Annotated in this window: 19 protein-coding genes; 10 read left to right on the forward strand and 9 right to left on the reverse strand. The window is 56.3% G+C overall.

Annotation, left to right across the window (positions count from 1 at the left end):
- Positions 1–24: 24 nt before the first annotated feature.
- The 3 genes from AC2FJZ_RS18750 to AC2FJZ_RS18760 form a co-directional block, all read right to left on the reverse strand.
- Positions 25–279: a hypothetical protein gene (locus AC2FJZ_RS18750; RefSeq protein WP_050602489.1), complete on the reverse strand. Its 255-nt coding sequence runs from the start codon at positions 277–279 to the stop codon at positions 25–27.
- Positions 280–462: 183 nt separating this feature from the next.
- Positions 463–1776, reverse strand: a complete 1314-nt coding sequence (locus AC2FJZ_RS18755) for a branched-chain amino acid ABC transporter permease (RefSeq protein ID WP_050602488.1) — start codon at positions 1774–1776, stop codon at positions 463–465.
- On the reverse strand, positions 1773–2783 hold the full coding sequence (locus AC2FJZ_RS18760) for a branched-chain amino acid ABC transporter permease (RefSeq protein ID WP_050602487.1): 1011 nt from the start codon (positions 2781–2783) through the stop codon (positions 1773–1775). The genes AC2FJZ_RS18755 and AC2FJZ_RS18760 overlap by 4 nt, the downstream gene beginning before the upstream one ends.
- 346 nt (positions 2784–3129) lie before the next feature.
- On the opposite strand from AC2FJZ_RS18760, the gene AC2FJZ_RS18765 reads away from it, so the two are divergent.
- Positions 3130–3483, forward strand: a complete 354-nt coding sequence (locus AC2FJZ_RS18765) for a hypothetical protein (RefSeq protein WP_496669933.1) — start codon at positions 3130–3132, stop codon at positions 3481–3483.
- A 239-nt stretch (positions 3484–3722) separates the two neighbouring features.
- On the opposite strand, the gene AC2FJZ_RS18770 is transcribed toward AC2FJZ_RS18765, so the two are convergent.
- From AC2FJZ_RS18770 to AC2FJZ_RS18785, 4 genes are all read right to left on the reverse strand, one after another.
- Positions 3723–3992 carry a hypothetical protein gene (locus tag AC2FJZ_RS18770; RefSeq protein WP_496779538.1) on the reverse strand — a complete coding sequence of 90 codons (270 nt, stop codon included), beginning with the start codon at positions 3990–3992 and terminating at the stop codon, positions 3723–3725.
- Between the two features lie 188 nt (positions 3993–4180).
- Positions 4181–5011, reverse strand: a complete 831-nt coding sequence (locus AC2FJZ_RS18775) for an ABC transporter ATP-binding protein (RefSeq protein WP_496669930.1) — start codon at positions 5009–5011, stop codon at positions 4181–4183.
- Entirely contained in the window at positions 5008–5796 is a 789-nt protein-coding gene (locus tag AC2FJZ_RS18780; RefSeq protein WP_050602483.1) for an ABC transporter ATP-binding protein, read from the reverse strand. Before AC2FJZ_RS18780 ends, AC2FJZ_RS18775 begins: the two co-directional genes overlap by 4 nt.
- Before the next feature lie 107 nt (positions 5797–5903).
- Positions 5904–7085 (reverse strand): ABC transporter substrate-binding protein, encoded by a 1182-nt coding sequence (locus AC2FJZ_RS18785; protein ID WP_496779540.1) that lies wholly within the window; start codon positions 7083–7085, stop codon positions 5904–5906.
- 154 nt (positions 7086–7239) lie between these two features.
- Here AC2FJZ_RS18785 and AC2FJZ_RS18790 point away from each other — a divergent pair, with 154 nt between their 5' ends.
- The gene (locus AC2FJZ_RS18790; RefSeq protein WP_496779542.1) at positions 7240–8337 is read left to right on the forward strand and encodes a PQQ-dependent sugar dehydrogenase; all 1098 of its coding nucleotides are present in this window, start codon (positions 7240–7242) and stop codon (positions 8335–8337) included.
- Here the strand turns inward: AC2FJZ_RS18790 and AC2FJZ_RS18795 are convergent.
- Complete coding sequence (locus AC2FJZ_RS18795) at positions 8334–9338, reverse strand: GlxA family transcriptional regulator (RefSeq protein ID WP_496669926.1); 1005 nt, start codon at positions 9336–9338, stop codon at positions 8334–8336. The two genes, AC2FJZ_RS18790 and AC2FJZ_RS18795, sit on opposite strands and share 4 nt — an antisense overlap.
- Positions 9339–9507: 169 nt before the next feature.
- Between AC2FJZ_RS18795 and AC2FJZ_RS18800 the strand changes: the two genes are divergently transcribed.
- Positions 9508–10878, forward strand: coding sequence for a class II 3-deoxy-7-phosphoheptulonate synthase (locus tag AC2FJZ_RS18800; protein ID WP_496779544.1), 1371 nt, complete (start codon positions 9508–9510; stop codon positions 10876–10878).
- A 61-nt stretch (positions 10879–10939) separates the two neighbouring features.
- Here the strand turns inward: AC2FJZ_RS18800 and AC2FJZ_RS18805 are convergent, their stop codons facing one another.
- Positions 10940–11614 carry a PAS domain-containing protein gene (locus AC2FJZ_RS18805; protein WP_496779546.1) on the reverse strand — a complete coding sequence of 225 codons (675 nt, stop codon included), beginning with the start codon at positions 11612–11614 and terminating at the stop codon, positions 10940–10942.
- A gap of 245 nt (positions 11615–11859) precedes the next feature.
- Here AC2FJZ_RS18805 and AC2FJZ_RS18810 point away from each other — a divergent pair, with 245 nt between their 5' ends.
- The 7 genes from AC2FJZ_RS18810 to AC2FJZ_RS18840 form a co-directional block, all read left to right on the forward strand.
- Positions 11860–12750 carry a YicC/YloC family endoribonuclease gene (locus tag AC2FJZ_RS18810; protein WP_496779547.1) on the forward strand — a complete coding sequence of 297 codons (891 nt, stop codon included), beginning with the start codon at positions 11860–11862 and terminating at the stop codon, positions 12748–12750.
- 16 nt (positions 12751–12766) lie between these two features.
- Complete coding sequence (gmk, locus tag AC2FJZ_RS18815; RefSeq protein WP_050602581.1) at positions 12767–13408, forward strand: guanylate kinase; 642 nt, start codon at positions 12767–12769, stop codon at positions 13406–13408.
- Positions 13405–13929, forward strand: coding sequence for a gamma carbonic anhydrase family protein (locus AC2FJZ_RS18820; protein ID WP_496779549.1), 525 nt, complete (start codon positions 13405–13407; stop codon positions 13927–13929). Before gmk ends, AC2FJZ_RS18820 begins: the two co-directional genes overlap by 4 nt.
- Positions 13930–13957: 28 nt before the next feature.
- Positions 13958–15004, forward strand: a complete 1047-nt coding sequence (locus AC2FJZ_RS18825) for an ATP-binding protein (RefSeq protein WP_496779551.1) — start codon at positions 13958–13960, stop codon at positions 15002–15004.
- Positions 15005–15198: 194 nt separating this feature from the next.
- Complete coding sequence (locus tag AC2FJZ_RS18830; RefSeq protein ID WP_050602580.1) at positions 15199–16239, forward strand: substrate-binding domain-containing protein; 1041 nt, start codon at positions 15199–15201, stop codon at positions 16237–16239.
- Between the two features lie 93 nt (positions 16240–16332).
- On the forward strand, positions 16333–17805 hold the full coding sequence (gene pstC / locus AC2FJZ_RS18835; RefSeq protein WP_496779553.1) for a phosphate ABC transporter permease subunit PstC: 1473 nt from the start codon (positions 16333–16335) through the stop codon (positions 17803–17805).
- A partial coding sequence (locus AC2FJZ_RS18840) for a DUF3333 domain-containing protein (RefSeq protein WP_496779555.1) occupies positions 17802–18548 on the forward strand: 747 nt, incomplete at its 3' end. The genes pstC and AC2FJZ_RS18840, both read left to right, overlap by 4 nt.

An 18548-nucleotide genomic window follows, 5' to 3' on the forward strand; every position in this document is an offset into this window, starting at 1 on the left:
CGCCCAAAACGGGCGCCGACGCAATTATTTCAAACGACGCAGACCTTCCTGGCGGCAATAAGCGTCGGCCTGAGGAACCGACATTTTTGTGGCCGGAAAATCGATTGCGCGGTCCCAAGTCACTCGATCCTGGCGATACAACTGGCAGGTCACGACCCCTTGGGGCGTCTGAACCTTGACCGGCGTTGTTTCAAGATCTTCGGGTCTGGGTATACAGGCGGCTGTTGTGGCGACAACAACCAAAAGCAAAAGAACTGTTCCGAAGCGTGGTGCTTTCATTTTTTTACTCGTATCAACACGTTAGAATGATCGTTTAAGATCGGCTTGAGCGGGTGTGAGTGCCAGCAACAGACCGCAAAAGAAAAACACTGCGGTGCGCCCGTTTAGTCATAATACCTTCAAGAATCAAGAAACCGCGCCCGTTTTCAGGCGCGGTTGAACTTTTTTACGTAGCGTTGTGGTCTATTTCTCTGGAATCAGGCCCCTCGGGCTGAATCTGAGAACAATCAACAGAATCAGGCCCATGGTGAACAGGCGCATGTGGGCAGCACTGTCGATCAGATGCGCCTTCAACCAGCTGCCATCGGGCATACCTGAGGTAATCAAACTCATCAGCCACAAGCCGATCGGTTCAACCTGAACCCAAAGGAACCAAATCAAGAATGCGCCCAGCACAGCCCCAAAATTATTGCCTGATCCACCAACGATCACCATCACCCAAACAAGGAAGGTGAAACGCAGCGGTTGGTAGGCGCTTGGTGTCAATTGGCCGTCCAACGTGGTCATCATCGCGCCCGCGATACCGCAAACGGCCGATCCCAGAACAAAAATCTGCAGATGCCGACGCGTGACGTCCTTGCCCATGGCTTCAGCCGCAACCTCATTGTCGCGGATCGCGCGCATCATACGGCCCCATGGGCTTTTCAGTGCCATCTGAGCCATCCAGAGCAGCACCAGAAGCACGATCATGAACAGCAAGGAATAACCAAGCTTGACCGATAGGGTCGAGGCCGTGATCGGGTCAAGCCCGAACCAATCCGCACGCGCCAGGAACGCTGGATCTTGCTGCAAATCGACCTCATACCCCACCACAGGGGACGGGCGCGGGATGCCGTAGACGTTTTTCACACCTCGGGCCAGCCAGTCTTCGTTTTTCATGACGGCGATGATGATCTCGGCAATACCCAATGTAGCGATGGCCAGATAATCGGACCGCAGACCCAGCGCGGTTTTCCCAATCAGCCACGCGGCACCGGCAGCCAGCAAACCGCCCGCAGGCCATGCCAGCAGGACCGGCAGGTTCAGACCGCCGATATTGCCAGCAATTGCTGGATCGATGGCCTCGATCGCTGCAACATTGGGATCAAACACCGCGCGATAGACAAAGAACCCAACGAGCAGAACGGCGATGATCGTCAAGGTCTGCATCCGGCCCTTAGGCATCTTCGTAGCAACCAGAACGGCGGCCACAACGGTTGCGGCCCCCAGCAGCAGCGACAAAACAATCCCGTAACCGCCTGCAACCCAGGCCCCCGGCGTAGGTGGTGTTGACACCAGCACAACCGCCAGACCGCCAAGCGCGACAAAGCCCATGACACCCACATTGAACAGGCCCGCAAAGCCCCATTGCAGGTTGACCCCAATCGCCATGATGGCCGAGATCAGCCCCATGTTCAGGATAAGAATGGCCGTGTTCCAGCTTTGCGTGAATCCAGTCAGCAGGATCAGACCGGCAACAACAGCAAACAGCAGCGTGTTTTTGACGGGCTCGCTCATATCACTTTTCCTTTGAACAGACCCGTGGGCTTGAACAGAAGCACAATCAGCAGAATGACAAAGCTGACCGCAAATTTGTAATCAGTGGACAGGAACTGCACCAATCCCGACGGCTCCAGACCTTCCGGCGCGACATAGGTCAGTACCTTCTTCCAGGCATAGGTGATCGTCACTTCGGAAAACGCGATGATGAACCCACCTGCGATGGCTCCCAATGGGTTTCCCAGCCCTCCAACGATGGCTGACGCAAAGATCGGAAGCAGCAACTGGAAATAGACAAAGGGTTTGAAGCTTTTGTCGAGACCATAAAGCACACCCGCCGTGGTCGCGAGCGCCGCTACGATGATCCACGTGATCATAACCACGCGTTCCGGGTTGATACCGGACAGCAGCGCGAGATCCTCGTTATCTGAATAAGCGCGCATCGATTTGCCGGTACGGGTTTTGTTGAGGAACCAGAACAAAAGCACCACGGCAACAACGGCCACGACAACCGTGATGCCCTGAGAGGTCTTGATCGCCAACCCCTCACGCAGGCCAGTCATCTCTTTGAAATCCCGCGCTTTGATCAGGAACCGCGCGCCGTCCGAAAAGCGCTGATCATCCGGCCCGATGATAAAGCGCACGAGGCCGTTCAAGATGAACATCACACCCATCGAAACGATCACGAGGATCACAGGTTTGGCCTTTTGTTCCCTGTAAAAGCGATAGACCAGCCGGTCGGTGATCAGCACCAGAACAATACAGCCCAAAATGGCGAAGGGCAGGGCGAGCAGAGCGGTTGGCAGAGGGCCAAAACTAATCCCGGCAGCCTGCAGACCCCACGTGACCAGCACGGCGATCATTGCGCCAAAGGCCATCGTGTCGCCATGGGCAAAGTTCGAGAACCGGAGGATGCCGTAGATCAACGTGACCCCAAGCGCCCCAAGCGCCAGTTGGCTGCCATAGGCCACAGCAGGCACCAACACAAAATTTGCAAGCGCTACAAGCGCGTTGAGTAAGTCCATGAATCCATCTCTTTGTCCGGGTGCGATCTTATGGCACGCGGTCAGGTGAAATGACAATATTTCCTATGTGCTTAACGTCGTGTTTGGCATGGAAAACACGACCAAGACGCGCTTTAAATCCGTTCGCAGCCTTTAACTCGTGTCGCATAGGTGACGTTTCGTTACGGATCGCCGGTCCATCCCCGCGGCACAGTCAGGCACTTTGACCAAGGGTTTTGGTTCACACGTCCCATCACCGGATTTCAAGGTTAGGTGAAGTTGCGGGTCCAACCTATTGCAACCTTCGGATTCGTAACGAATTTTGTCCAAGGCGTGGGGGCGCAGAATGAAATGAAAGAGGTTCGACATGAAGATTTTCGCAGCTTTTGCCCTGGGAGCGATCTTGCCGGTGGTGGCGCATTCCGCAACAAGCGATCCCCTGAATGGTGCTGACTTTGTGGTAAATTGCATGTCGGACGGCAACGGGGGCGCGGTGACTCTGGCGCGGTCCGGTGCGACCGACAAAGGGTTCATTGTGGCCGACAACATCAAGGGAGAGGCTCAGATCATTCCCGGCCTGAACTCACTGACCTTCCTGCATATCATGGATCAGGACGTCGTGACCTTTGTGGTGGACTTCGACAACCTGCACTATGACATGTCGATCAAAGGCCCACACGCAGTGAATGACTCCGGGTATTGTAGCGATCCAGCCGGATAAATTTGGAAAAGGCGGTTGCCCGTGGTCAAACGCAAGTCGTAGCCGCCTTCAATGCTTGTCTGAAAACTCCGGACGAGGGGGACGAATTTCCCAAATGCCAGGACAACGGGGAGTGCTGACATAGTGCGTCAGCCACGTCTTCTTGCTCGCCATTCTTAAGAAGGGTCAGGTTCTGCCAAAGGCGATTGAAGGAACAAGGACGATGTGGGAGAGCGCCACAAGTGTGTTGACGAAGTCCATTAGCTCTCTTCTCCGCAGTGGCCGTGGAATACTGAAACGTCGACCATCCAACCTTTGGTTTGCGTCGTGATTGTTACAACCGTTGGTTTACCTTTGTGCAAGTTGACTTGAATATGTGCTATCTCGTTTTCTTCGATGCGGCTGGCGATAAGAACGTCTTCTGCGGTTAGTTCTGGGTCCACCACAAATCCCCCCAACGGAAACTTAGAGTCCCTGTCCGGTGACACGGCAAATGTATTTAGCTGACCCCCGATGGACGACAGTTCCATGCTAAAGCTGCCTTTTGGACAATCGACTGCCTCACAGTCGTTGGAAATGCAGTGCGCTTGAACCGCGCACATTTTCATTTTGCAATATGTCTGAGGAATGTCGTCGGCATATCCTGCGCTTGCTGAAGCTAACCCGGAGGAAGCCAAAACAAGAAAGTGATACAGCCTTTTCGTAATAAACCCTGTACTCACCCTCCCAAGAAGCTCTTGCGCACCTCGGGATCGGCCAGCAATTCCTTGCCGGTACCGGTATAAGCATTCCGCCCCTGCACCAGAACATAACCTTTGTCGGCGATTTCAAGTGCCTGGCGGGCGTTCTGTTCGACCATCAGGATCGGCAGGCCGGTGCGGGACACCTCGATAATCCTGTCGAACAGTTCATCCATCACGATCGGCGAAACACCGGCGGTTGGTTCGTCCAGCATCAGCACCTTGGGCTGGGTCATCAGCGCGCGGCCCACAGCGACCTGTTGGCGTTGTCCGCCCGACAGTTCTCCGGCGGCCTGATTGCGCTTGTCGCGCAGGATGGGGAACAGGTCATAGACCTGCTCCATTGTCTGGCTGATTTCGTCGCGGCGGATGAAGGCGCCCATTTCCAGGTTCTCTTCCACCGTCATCGAAGTAAAGATATTCGAGGTCTGCGGCACAAAGCCCATACCTTTGATCACACGGTCCTGCGGAGACAGATTGGTGATGTCTTCGCCGTCCAGCCGTACCGAACCGGCACGCACATCCAGCATTCCGAACACCGCCTTCATCGCCGTGGATTTGCCCGCTCCGTTGGGGCCAACGATCACCGCAATCTCACCCTTATCAACGCCGATTGTGCAGTCGTGCAGGATGTCCGGACCCTTTCCGTAACCGCCGGTCATCGTGTCCCCGACTAGGAAGGGACCGCCACCGACGTAGTGCGATTCACCGCTTTTCGCATGCGCAGGTGTCATCGAGCCAACGCCGTGCGTGTTGGTGATCGAGGCGTCCTTGTTCCCCTTGTCGTCCTGGTAAGGATTGTCGCTCACGCGCCTGCCTCCAGCTTGTCTTTGTTCTTCAGGCCAGTGCCCAGATAGGCCTCGATCACGTGCTCGTTCGCCTTGATCTCGTCCAGGGTGCCTTCGGCCAAGACCTTGCCTTCGGCCATACAGATGACCGGGTCACAGATCTTGCCGATGAAATCCATGTCATGTTCGATGACCACGAAGGTGTAGCCGCGCTCCTTGTTCAGACGCAGGATGGTATCGGCGATGGTATTCAGCAGGGTGCGGTTCACGCCCGCGCCGACCTCGTCCAGAAACACGATCTTGGCGTCGACCATCATGGTGCGGCCAAGTTCCAGCAGCTTTTTCTGCCCGCCTGAGACCTGACCGGCCTTGTGGTCGGCCAGATGTTCGATGGTCAGAAACTCAAGCACCTCATCGGCCTTGGCCCTCAGCGCGCGTTCTTCGTTCGCGATGCGCTTGCGCCCGAACCATGTGTTCCACAGCGATTCACCCGATTGTGCACCGGGCACCATCATCAGGTTCTCGCGGCAGCTCATTGAAGAAAACTCATGCGCGATCTGGAAAGTGCGCAGCAGGCCCTTGTGAAACAACTCATGTGGGGGCAGGCCGGTGATATCCTCACCATCCATGAAGACCTTGCCGCTGGTTGGGGGCAGAACGCCCGCGATCACGTTGAACAGAGTGGTTTTTCCGGCCCCGTTCGGCCCGATCAGGCCGGTGATCGACCCTTTCTGGATTTCCAGCGATGCCCCGTCCACCGCGTGAAACCCGCCGAAATGCTTGTGCACGTCTTCGACGACGATCATGTTATCCCCTTGCCTTTTCCTCGCAAAAACGAGGTGCAGCCTTTTGTCATTGAAACAGCCCGGACACAAGGCCCGGGCTGCTTGTTCTTATGGCTTTTTATGCTGGATCAACGGAAATTGACGGTCTTGTTCTCGCCGTCGGTCACTTCGATCTCACGATAGGAACCTGCGCTTTCGCCGGGGCCGATCAGCTCGACACCGGACGCACCGACATAGTCGATGTCCTGACCGCTTGCCAGAAGCTCAAGACCCTTGGCCAGTTCACCCGGATAGATCTTTTCACCCGGTGCGTTGGCCACTTCCATGACTTTGCCTGCATAATCGGCAGGGCTCGCCGAGCCCGCAGCCTGCATGGCGAGCATGAACAGCGCTGCAGCGTCGTAAGATTCAGGTGAATAGGGCGAGGAACCATCAAAACCCGCAGCCTCGGCCAGGGCAAAGTACTTCTCGGGGCCTTCGCCACCCGCACCCGCGATCTGACCGAAGGAACCGTTCAGGTCGGGACCAACATTTGCTGGCAACGAGTCACCGATCATGCCACCCGGCAGACCGAATGTGTCATATGCACCGCTGTCCAGCGCCGACTGGATGATGCCAAGCCCACCTTGGTCCAGATAGCCCGCAACCACCAGGATGTCGCCACCGGCGGAAGCCAGAGCGCCAACTTCAGCAGAATAGTCGGCTTTACCGTCTTCGTGTGCGGCCACGATGGTCACTTCGCCACCGGCGGCTTCGAACGACGACTGGATCGCGTCTGCCAGGCCCTTGCCATAGTCATTGTTGGTGTAGGTCAAAGCGATCGATTCGATGCCGCGATCCTTGAGGATGTCCGCCATCACCTGACCTTCACGCGCATCCGACGGGGCGGTGCGGAAGAAAAGACCGTTGTCTTCCATAGTCGACAGGCCTGGTGAGGTGGCCGACGGCGAGATCATGACCATGCCATTTGGAATGGCCACGTTCTGCAGAATCGCGCCAGTCACGCCCGAGCAGTCTCCGCCAATGATTCCGGCAATGCCATCCGCAATCATACGCTCGCCGTTCGACGTGGACAGACCGTTGTCGATACAGCCCGTGTCGGCCCGCATACCAGATACACTGGCGCCATCCATGAACTTGCCAGATTCGTTAACTTCGGCAATCGCCAATTCGGCACCGGATCCCATCGCTGGGGCAAGCGATTCAATCGGGCCGGTAAAGCCGAGCAGAATGCCCAGTTTCACGTCTTCGGCCATGGCCGCACCGGCCAGAAGTGCGGTTGCTGCAGTTGCAGTAAGCAGCTTTTTCATACGGTTACTCCCTGTATTGAACGTCTTTGTTCTGATCTCGACCCTAGGCAAGCTGGTCCAAAAAGAAAAGTCCAAACGGAAACGTGTTTTTACCGGTCGCGAAACTAACTGTTTTGATAGAATTCTTCTGTGACGATCACCGAAAAGGGCCGACATGTTACGTGCAGCTGCGATTTTGTTTTTCGTCCTCAGTGCTATCTCGACTGCGGCGCAGACCTTGCCAACGTCAGCCGGAAGCATTGAACTGACCGAAATGGTCAGCGGACTGGATACGCCTTGGGCCGTAGGCATTCTCCCGGATGGGAGGTTCCTTGTGACAGAGCGGGAGGGCGACCTTCTATACGTTAAAGACGGTGCAGCAAGTTCAGTGCAGGGCGTGCCGAAAGTTGCGGCCACGGGTCAGGGTGGACTGCTGGATGTAACGATCCCACGCGACTTCAAGCAAAGCCGCGAGGTCTTCCTGACTTTCTCGAAACCGCAGAATCGGGGGGCAGGCACTGCAGTCGCCGTGGCACGATTGTCCGAAGACGGAAAGCGCCTGACCAATTTGAAGGTGATTTACGAAGCGTCACCCGGCGGATCCGGTGGGCGGCATTTTGGCAGCCGCGTCGTCGAAGCACAGGATGGGACGCTGTTTGTCACCATCGGTGACCGCGGCCAACCCGACAGTGCTCAGGACAAATCTTCCCCGATGGGGTCGGTTATTCGGATCAACCGGAATGGATCGATCCCTGCGGACAATCCTTTTGTCGGGCAATCGAACGTCAAACCCGAAATCTGGTCCTTCGGCCACCGCAACCCTCAAGGGGCTGCGCTGGACACGCGGGGGCGGTTATGGGTGTCGGAACATGGGGCGCGGGGCGGTGACGAGGTTAATCAACCTCGCGCAGGCCGGAATTACGGATGGCCGGTCATTTCATATGGCACACATTATTCCGGCCAAAAAATCGGGGAGGGTACCTCCAAAGCCGGGATGGAACAGCCCAAGTTGTATTGGGACCCATCCATCGCGCCTTCGGGTTTGCTGGTGTATTCCGGCAAACTCTGGCCGCAATGGACAGGTGATATCTTCGTCGGTTCCCTGAAGTTCGACTACATCGCCCGACTTGCAGGCAATCCGCTTCGTGAGGTTGAACAGATCAAAGGGCGGGAAACCGAACGCGTACGCGACATCGTAGAGAGTCCGGATGGATCGATCTGGTTCATTTCAGTCGGGCAGGGCGCGGTGTATCGAATGACCCCGCAGCGTTAGACCGACAAACGTCCGCTTTGTGCACCACGTTCACGGTAGGGCGTGGTGTTGTAATGCGCCCGGTAGCATTTTGAGAAATGCGAAGGGCTGGCAAAGCCACAGGCAAGCGCAACGTTGATCACACTCATATCCGTCTGCATCAAGAGGTTCCGCGCTTTGTGCAGTCGCAACTCCATGTAGTAGCGTTTCGGCGAACGGCTGAGATACCTACGGAAAAGACGCTCCAACTGGCGCGTCGACATGCCGACATCCTTGGCCAGAATCGAAGGTGAGATCGGTTCTTCGATGTTCTTTTCCATCATCAGGATGACCTGGCTCAGTTTTGGGTGTCGCACACCAATCCGCGTGGGTGTCGACAAACGTTGGGTGTCCTGATCAGTACGTATCGACGAATAAATCATCTGATCTGCAACAGCGTTGGCAAGATCTTCGCCATAGTCATCCGCGATCAGTTTCAGCATCAAGTCGATCGAAGACGTACCACCCGCCGTGGTCATACGGTTGCCGTCAATCTGAAAGACCGATTTCGTCAGTTCGACCTCATCGAATTCCTCGATAAAACTGTCGGAGTTTTCCCAGTGAATCGTAGCCTTCTTGTTGTCAAGCAACCCGGCCTTTGCCAGCGTATAGGCTGCAGTGCACAAACCACCGATTCGAAGCCCGCGCCGGGCCTCGCGCCGAACCCAGTTCAGGACGCGTTTGGTGGTCGCTGATTGAACGTCCACGCCGCCGCAAATCAGGACGACATCATCCCGTTGCAATTCTTCCAGATCTTTGTCGAGCTTGAACTCGGTCCCGGCCGAGCATGTCACCGTATTGCCGCCTTCGCCTGAAAGCGTCCAGGAATACAGCTCTTGGTCTGCCATGCGGTTGGCAATCCGCAAACTGTCCAGCGCCGAAGCGAAGGACAGCAATGAGAATCTCTCCAGGAGAATAAAAACATAATGGCGTGGAGTGGCGTCAGCGCCTTCCACGGTGACTGCCTGGCGTTGAACTTGCATGGCGGGTTGTCCTTACTTCGGCGCCGAGCTCATGCGGGTCCAGCGACAGATTTGCCAATCACCATGATCAAAGCTTGTTTGCGCCGTCAAGAGGCGCAAATGGGATATGGCCACTCTGCGAAGCATTTTGTATAGAAGCCACCTGAATACTTCAGCGGAGATCAAAGCTATGACCGAATGGCAAAAATCGAACTGGCGCAATAAGGCACGGGTTCAGATGCCAGATTATACCGACGCGGCCGCTCTGGCCAAGGTCGAGGCCCGGCTTTCACAGTATCCCCCGCTGGTCTTCGCCGGTGAGGCGCGGCGTCTCAAGCAACATTTGGGTGCCGCCGGTCGCGGCGAAGCCTTCCTGCTACAGGGCGGGGATTGTGCTGAAAGCTTTGAACAATTCAGCGCGGATGCGATCCGTGACACCTTTAAGGTGATGCTGCAAATGGCGATGGTTCTGACCTACGGCGCCAAAGTGCCGGTGGTGAAAGTTGGCCGCATGGCAGGTCAGTTCGCCAAGCCACGCAGCGCACCGACCGAGGTGGTGGATGGTGTGGAACTGCCCAGCTACCGCGGTGACATCATCAACGAACTGGCCTTCACGCCCGAAGCGCGGATTCCGAATCCTCAGAAGATGCTGCAAGCCTACACGCAAGCCGCAGCGACCTTGAACCTGCTGCGCGCATTCTCAACCGGCGGTTTCGCGGATATGAGCATGGTGCATTCCTGGACGCTCGGGTTCACCGATGAACAGGATGTACAGAAATACTCTGAAATTGCAGATCGTATCCAGGACACCATCGACTTCATGGAAGCGGCGGGAATCACGGCGGATACCACGCATGAATTCTCGACCGTTGAATTCTACACCAGCCATGAAGGGCTGCTGCTGGAGTATGAAGAGGCGCTGACCCGTCTGGATTCAACTTCGGGCAACTGGTTGGCAGGGTCTGGCCACATGATCTGGATCGGTGACCGTACACGTCAGCCCGACGGTGCACATGTGGAATTCTGCCGCGGTGTTCTGAACCCGATTGGTCTGAAATGTGGTCCGACAACGACTGCGGAAGACCTCAAGGTTCTGATGTCCAAACTGAACCCCGAGAACGAAGAGGGTCGCCTGACCCTGATCGCGCGCTTTGGTGCCGGCAAAGCGGGAGAGCACCTGCCGCGCCTGGTCAAAGCCGTGAAGGAAGAAGGCGCCAATGTCACCTGGGTCTGCGACCCGATGCACGGCAATACAATCAAATCGGCGACTGGTTACAAGACTCGTCCGTTCGATTCGGTCCTGCGCGAGGTGCGTGACTTCTTCGGTGTGCATCAGGCTGAGGGCACCATCCCCGGCGGTGTGCATTTCGAGATGACTGGTCTGGACGTGACGGAATGCACCGGCGGCGTACGCGCCGTGACCGAAGAGGACCTGTCTGATCGCTACCACACCGCCTGCGACCCGCGCCTGAACGCGTCTCAGTCGCTGGAACTGGCCTTCCTGGTCGCAGAGGAACTGACAAATCTGCGCCGCAATGGCAGCAAACGCGCCGTAAGCTAAGCGCCGATGAACTGAGTCAAACAGCGGGCCATTGGTCCGCTGTTTTTGGTTTCAGGAACCGTTAGTCGTCGCGTGACACGACCAATCGCAGATGCTTGGCAGGGTGTTTGAATTCGCCCTCTTTTTCCGCAAACCCATGGGCCGGTTGCGGTGCCGCAGGGGGTTGGACCTGAATGTCAGCCACCGGTTTGATCCGTGTATCCGAGATCGAAAACCGGCGCGGCGTTTTTCCGATTGCTCCGTCAGCGACCATGACACCCAGAACGCGGGTGACATCGCCCAGATCACTTTTCAGTGGCAACAAGATCATCCTGGCCTGCATTCGTGTACGGCCCAGTACTCCACCCGAGATCACCCCCAGCTCTGCAACGGCCGGGGCGGCGAACACCTGCTCGAGAACATCCTTGACGCCTGCACGGTCATCGGGCTGAAAGAACGCGGTCAAAGGCATCCCCCGCACCTCCATCCCGGCAAGCGCGTTCAAATGGCTGCCAGCCAGGCGAAACCGGGCCAACCCGGGGGCAATGCGCTCCAGTATAAATGTATATTGCAGGATGTTTTCCAAACCACGCGGATCAATCTGAGACCGCGTGGGAACGCCGTCACCGCTCAGCAATGCGGTCCAATACGCCTCGGCCTGGCGGATCGGCGAAAGGCTGCGCCCACTGTCAAAGCGATCCATTGCGACGATCTTTCCAAATTCTGACCCGGAACCAATCCCGAAAAAGGTTTTCATCTTCTTTACCCTTACGCCAAAAGGCCGCCATTTTCATAAAATGCTACACATTGGGAGCATCCGCAGCCTGCAAACCATTGCTTTGGGCAGTTTGACTCGGGTTAATTCAATTTTGGAGCAATTCTTTAACGAATGGTTAACTCGCACCAAACAATTGCGGTTTCAGCAAATACTTGCTCTGCACCGGTCAATGGCATTAGGTGCGGCATGAGTGTGATGCGGCAGGACCAGAAGAAAGGGCAGGTATGATCAGATCCATGACCGGGTTTGCTTCGGCAAAGGGGCAGCACGGCCCACATAGCTGGACGTGGGAACTGCGCAGTGTCAATGGCAAGGGGCTTGATATGCGCCTGCGCGTGCCGGATTGGCTGACCGGGCTTGAGGCCGCACTGAGGGCAAAGCTGTCCAAATCTCTCAACCGTGGAAACGTTACGCTTTCGATGCGTTTAAGTCGCGAGGACTCGGCCACGGAACTGGCCTTGAATGAGGCCGCCATGAACGCCGCACTGACCGCTGTTGAGCAAACAGAGCAGATGGCGTCAGCGCGTGGCCTAACTCTGGCGCCATCTCGGGCGTCGGATCTATTGGCGCTGAAGGGAATGCTAGATACTGGTTCGGACTCAGATGACCCGGGTCCACTGGTTGCACATCTTACCGCTGAATTCGACGTCCTTGTGGACGCGTTTCTCGACATGCGTCGAACTGAGGGTGACGCCCTGGCAGCAGTTCTGAAAACTCAACTGGATCAGGTCGCCACGCTGACCGCGAAGGCGGCTGAACTGGCAGAACAACGCAGGGATAAGATCGCACAGGTCCTGCGGGAAAATCTGGCGCGGGTACTGGACAATTCTCAGGGCGCAGACCCCGAGCGTGTCGCGCAGGAACTTGCCCTGATCGCGGTCAAGGCCGATATCACGGAAGAGATCGACAGATTGACGGCGCATGTCACAGCCGCACGTGACTTATTGGAGCAAAACGGTGCCGTGGGCCGCAAGCTGGATTTCCTGATGCAGGAGTTCAACCGCGAGGCCAATACGCTGTGTTCCAAAGCCCAAAGCTCGGATCTGACAGCGGTTGGGCTAGAGCTGAAGGCGGTGATCGATCAAATGCGCGAGCAAGTGCAGAACGTAGAATAGAATGGGAATACCTGACATGGCGGATCGCCGCGGCCTTTTAATCATCCTGTCTTCTCCGTCCGGGGCGGGCAAATCCACGTTGGCCAAACGGCTGATGGCCTGGGATACGGATCTGAAATTCTCGGTTTCGGCCACGACCCGTGCACCGCGCCCGGGTGAAGAACATGGGCGCGAGTATTTCTTCCTGTCAGAAGACGAATTCAAGCAACACGTGGCCGAAGGGCAGATGCTGGAGCACGCCCATGTTTTCGGAAATTTTTACGGCTCACCCGCTGAACCCGTGCGCAATTCGATCAACACCGGAAAGGATGTTCTGTTCGATGTAGACTGGCAAGGTGAGGTGCAGATCAGAAACTCGGACCTAGGCAAACACGCCTTGTCGATCTTTATTCTGCCACCGTCCATCTCGGAACTGCGCCGCCGTCTGGAAACCCGCGGGCAGGACAGCGATGACGTCATCGGCAAGCGGATGCTCAAAAGCTGGGATGAGATCAGCCATTGGGGTTATTACGACTATGTCCTGGTCAACGACGATCTTGAGGCGACAGAAGAAAAGCTGAAGACCATCGTCAGCGCCGAACGAATGCGCCGTATCCAGCAGCCAAAGCTACAACAGCATGTACGTAAACTGCAAAATGAGTTCGAGGGCCTGTCATGACCATTTATGCCTTGGGGGATCACACACCGGTCATTCACGAGGACACATGGGTCGCGCCCGACGCCAACCTGATCGGCAAGGTGGTGCTGGAGCAGGGGGCCTCGGTTTGGTTTGGCAGCACGATCCGCGCCGACCACGAAGAAATCCGCGTGGGCGCAGGTAGCAACGTTCAGGAAAACTGCGTCATGCATATCGACGCGGGCTTTCCTTTGACCATAGGCGCAAATTGCACAATCGGGCACAAAGTGATGCTGCATGGTTGCACTATTGGCGACAACTCTCTGATCGGCATGGGTGCGATTGTTTTGAACGGCGCAAAGATCGGGAGGAATTGCTTGATTGGGGCCGGTGCCCTGATCACTGAAGGTAAGGAGATTCCTGACAATTCGCTTGTCATGGGCGCGCCGGGTAAGGTTGTACGCCAGTTGGATGAGACCGCGGCGCAACGCATCACCTTCAGCGCGCTTCACTATCAGGAAAACATGCGCAATTTTCGCAAAACTTTAAAATCCGTCTCCTAAGGCGTCTGGACCACTTGAGAAACAAAGCATGTCCACAGACCTAATAGACGAATTTGTCCACGCGATTCCGATGCCCGCACTGATGGTGGATCAGACGGAACGGATCATTACCGCCAATACCGAAGCAAAGACTCTGCTTGGCCAGAATATCGTCGGACGCCATTTCGCCACCATCCTGCGGCAACCTCAGGTGCTGGAAGCCATTGAGCAAAGTTTACAGTCCAAAGGCGCAAAAAAGACGCGTCACCTGTCCAATGACGGTGCACAGGACACAACGTTCGAGGTGGATTGCCGGTACATGAACGGAGTTGGCGCCGTGTCTGGCGGGGCTGTTCTGGTCACATTTCAGGACATCACCCATCTGGAACATGCCAGTCAGATGCGGAGGGATTTCGTGGCGAATGTCAGTCATGAGTTGCGCACTCCGCTGACCGCGTTGATGGGCTTTATCGAAACCCTACGTGGATCGGCGCGCGACGACCCGGGCGCGCGCGACAGGTTTCTTCAGATCATGACAGATGAAGCCAATCGGATGAACCGACTGGTCGGCGATCTGCTGTCCCTCAACCGGGTCGAAAGCGAAGAACGTGTTCGACCCAGTGAACAGCTGGAGCTTACTGGCCTGCTACAATCCATTCTGAACTCGGTGCGCCCACTGGCCGAGGACGCAGGTGTGGCCCTTTCGCTCGAGGCTCAGGACGGGCCAGTGTCGGTGACCGGCGACAGCGATCAGCTGCGTCAGGTGTTCACCAACTTGATCGAGAACGGAATAAAATATGGCGGCAGTGGCGGGATCGTTTCGGTTTGCGTTTTGTCTTTGGAACGAGACGCAGCGCTGAGGGGTCCGTCTGTGCGAGTTCAGGTCATCGACAAGGGACCCGGCATAGATCCGATTCACCTGCCACGTCTGACCGAGCGATTCTATCGCGCGGACAGCCACAGATCCCGGCAATTGGGCGGAACCGGGCTTGGGCTTGCCATTGTCAAACATATCGTCAACCGGCATCGAGGACGGTTAAGGGTTGAGAGCGAATTGGGTAAAGGCTCGGTTTTTACCGTGATTTTACCAAGGTGACACCTTGTCGGCCTGATTTTTTCAAAGTCCCAGTTCACAAAGCTTGGAATCTTTACGGCGGGTAAAGAGCGAAAAAACCCAGGTTGTCATAAAAGCGTTACACACTTGTCACAAAAGGCTTACGCACGCCCCATAGGGGTGCCCACAGGATCATCATGGGGGTGATCAAGCATACCTTTTTCAGGGAGACTGAAATGTCCTTTGTAAAACTGTCGGCATCTGCGCTGGCAATCGCTGCCGTCTCGGCAACCACTGCTGCAGCTCGTGACAACGTTCAGGTTGCCGGTTCGTCGACCGTTCTGCCTTATGCCTCGATCGTCGCGGAACTGTTCGGTGAAAACACGGATTTCCCGACCCCGGTTGTTGAATCGGGTGGCTCGTCGGCTGGTCTGAAGCGTTTCTGCGAAGGTGTTGGCGAAAACACCATTGACGTTGCGAACGCATCGCGCGCGATCCGCGAAAAAGAGATCAAAGCCTGTGCCGAAAATGGCGTGACTGACATCATGGAAGTCCGCATCGGCTATGACGGCATCGTTTTTGCAAGCCAACAGACAGGTCCCGCCTTCACCGCGTTTGAACCTTCTGACATATTCAACGCTCTGGGTGCGAAGGTTCTGAAAGACGGCGAAGTTGTTGATAACCCCTACAACAACTGGTCTGAATTCAACGCGGATCTGCCTGACGTAGAAATCGCTGGTTTCATTCCGGGCACCAAGCACGGCACCCGTGAAGTGTTCGAAGAAAAGGTCCTGCTGATCGGTTGCGAAGCAACCGGCACAATGGAAGCCATGATTTCGGGCGGTATGAGCGAAGATGATGCAGAAGATGCATGTCTGGCCGTTCGCACCGACGGTAAGTCGGTCGACATCGATGGTGACTATACCGAGACTCTGGCACGTATCGACACCAACCCGAACGGCATCGGTATTTTCGGTCTGGCGTTTTATGAGAACAACACAGACAAGCTGAAAGTGGGCACCATGTCGGGTGTCGCACCGTCGACCGAAACCATCTCGACCGGTGAGTACCCTGTTTCGCGCCCGCTGTTCTTCTACGTGAAGAAAGCCCATATCGGCGTGATCCCAGGCCTGAAAGAATATGCTCAGTTCTTCACTGCTGACGAAATCGCTGGCGGTTCAGGTCCTTTGGCAAACTATGGTCTGGTTGCAGATCCCGAGCTGGCAAAAACTCAGGACGCCATTGCCAACGAAGTCACCATGGGTTCGGGCAGCTAAGCCTGACGCTGTTGGAATGCATCAGGGGTGACGGTTCAGTCGCCCCTTCATCGTCTTTTATTCTATTCGCAATCGAGAGCAAACGGGGGTGTCATGCCGATACTTTGGCTCATTCTGATCGTGTCTGCGATCGCAGCTGTCGGCTATGTTCTTGGACGGGCGCGCGCCCTGCAAAGCGCCGGCGGTGACAGTCGGAACCTGCATTCGTTGCCATCATTTTATGGTGCAAACGTTACACTGAAGACACTTGTCCCTGCCGTTGGTCTCTTGATTGTCTGGCTTTTGGCGCAGCCGTTCTTTGTCAACTCGCAAGTCTCGGGCATGATCCCGGAATCGGCCATCAAGGAAGGCTCTTCCCGCAGTCTGGTTATGGCCGAGGTGCGCCGCACCGCCTTCGGCCTGGACAACGCGGTCGCTCAGGGAAATCTGACCGAGAGTGCCGCCAGTGATGCGCAAGTAGACGTCGTCGACGTGACCCAGCGCCTGAAGGATGCGGGGCAGGTGGTGACGTCAGACATCACTCAGCCGGTTCTGCGCGCGGCTCAGAGTTATCGTGCCATGAGCTCAACCGGCTATACCATGATGTCCGTTGCCGTTCTGGTGGTCGCATTGATCGGGGCCGTGATAGGCTGGTTGCAAACCAACGCCGATTACCGCGCCCGCAACGTTGTCGAAAAAGGGGTCGGTGTCCTTCTTCTGGCCGCTGCATCCATTGCCATTCTGACAACGGTCGGCATTGTCCTGTCCCTAATTTTCAACACCTGGGAATTCTTCAAGCTATACCCGGCATCAGAATTCTTCTTTGGCATGACCTGGGCGCCCAGCTTCTCGGGCCGCGGAGGTTTGTCCGAACTTGGGATCATCCCGCTGCTGTGGGGTACGCTTTACATTTCGATAGTTGCGCTGCTGGTTGCAGTGCCGATCGGATTGTTTGCCGCGATCTATCTCAGTGAATACGCCTCACCCCGCTTGCGGTCCGTTGCCAAACCTTTGCTAGAGGTCTTGGCCGGGATTCCGACCATTGTTTACGGTCTCTTCGCGCTGTTGACCGTTGGCCCGCTGCTGTTGGACATTTTCGGTGACAGTGGCCTGGGGTGGATGAAAGCGGGTACTGCCGTGATGACGGCGGGTCTGGTGATGGGGATCATGTTGATCCCGTTCGTGTCCTCACTGTCTGACGACATTATCAACGCGGTCCCGCAGGCGATGCGCGACGGGTCTTACGGCCTTGGCGCAACGCAATCTGAAACCATCCGTCAGGTTGTTCTGCCCGCCGCACTACCCGGTATCGTGGGTGCGATCCTTCTGGCTGCATCGCGCGCCATTGGTGAGACAATGATCGTGGTTCTTGGGGCAGGGGCCGCAGCCCGCCTGAGCCTGAACCCGTTCGAAGCCATGACAACCGTAACCGCCAAGATCGTCAGTCAGTTAACTGGTGACGCCGACTTTGCCTCGCCCGAGGCTCTGGTTGCCTTCGCACTTGGCATGACACTTTTCATTCTCACATTGGGGCTTAACGTGTTTGCCCTGTATATCGTGCGCAAGTACCGGGAGCAGTACGAATGACCGACGCAAGCATGCAAAGCCCCGAAACCGGTCGCCATGGGGTCTCGCTCACGGCTGCTGACGAGCACACGAAGAAACGTGCCAAAGCCGAGAAACGTTTCCGCGCGTATGGCATCGCCGCAATCGCAACCGGTCTGTTCTTTCTGGTTGTACTGTTCACCTCGATTCTGTCGCAGGGAATCCCGGCCTTTCAGCGTACTGTTGTCAGCGTAGACTTCACTCTGAACGAGCCGCAGCGGGACGAGGCCGAAGGGACGTTGTTCAAAACCAAAGCCTATTCCAATCTGTTCATCGCTCAGTTGAATCAGGAACTGGCAGAAAGTGGGATCAGCGTCGATTTTGACGAAGCCGCCATCGAGCGTCTTCTGGGTAAGGTTGGCGGCACGATCCGGACATACTATGCCGACAATCCGGACAAACTGGGTGAGCCGGTCAATTTCGATCTGGCGGCCTCCAGCCGTGTTGATGGGTATTTCAAAGGCCGCGTGTCCCGTGACACCATGCAAGACAGCCGCTTTTTGGAGAAAAGTGACCTGGATCTGGTTGATGCTCTGGAAGAGGCCGGCATCATCAAACAAGCGTTCAACTGGCCGTTCATCACTGGCGCTGACTCGGGTGTGGACAATCCGGGCGGTGCAGGTATCGGTGCCTCGGTCGTTGGTTCGTTCTTCATGATGCTGGTGGTGCTGGGCCTGTCGCTGCCGATTGGCGTGGCCGCCTCGATCTACCTCGAGGAGTTCGCT

The sequence above is a fragment of the Ruegeria sp. CDSA079 genome (assembly GCF_059612245.1).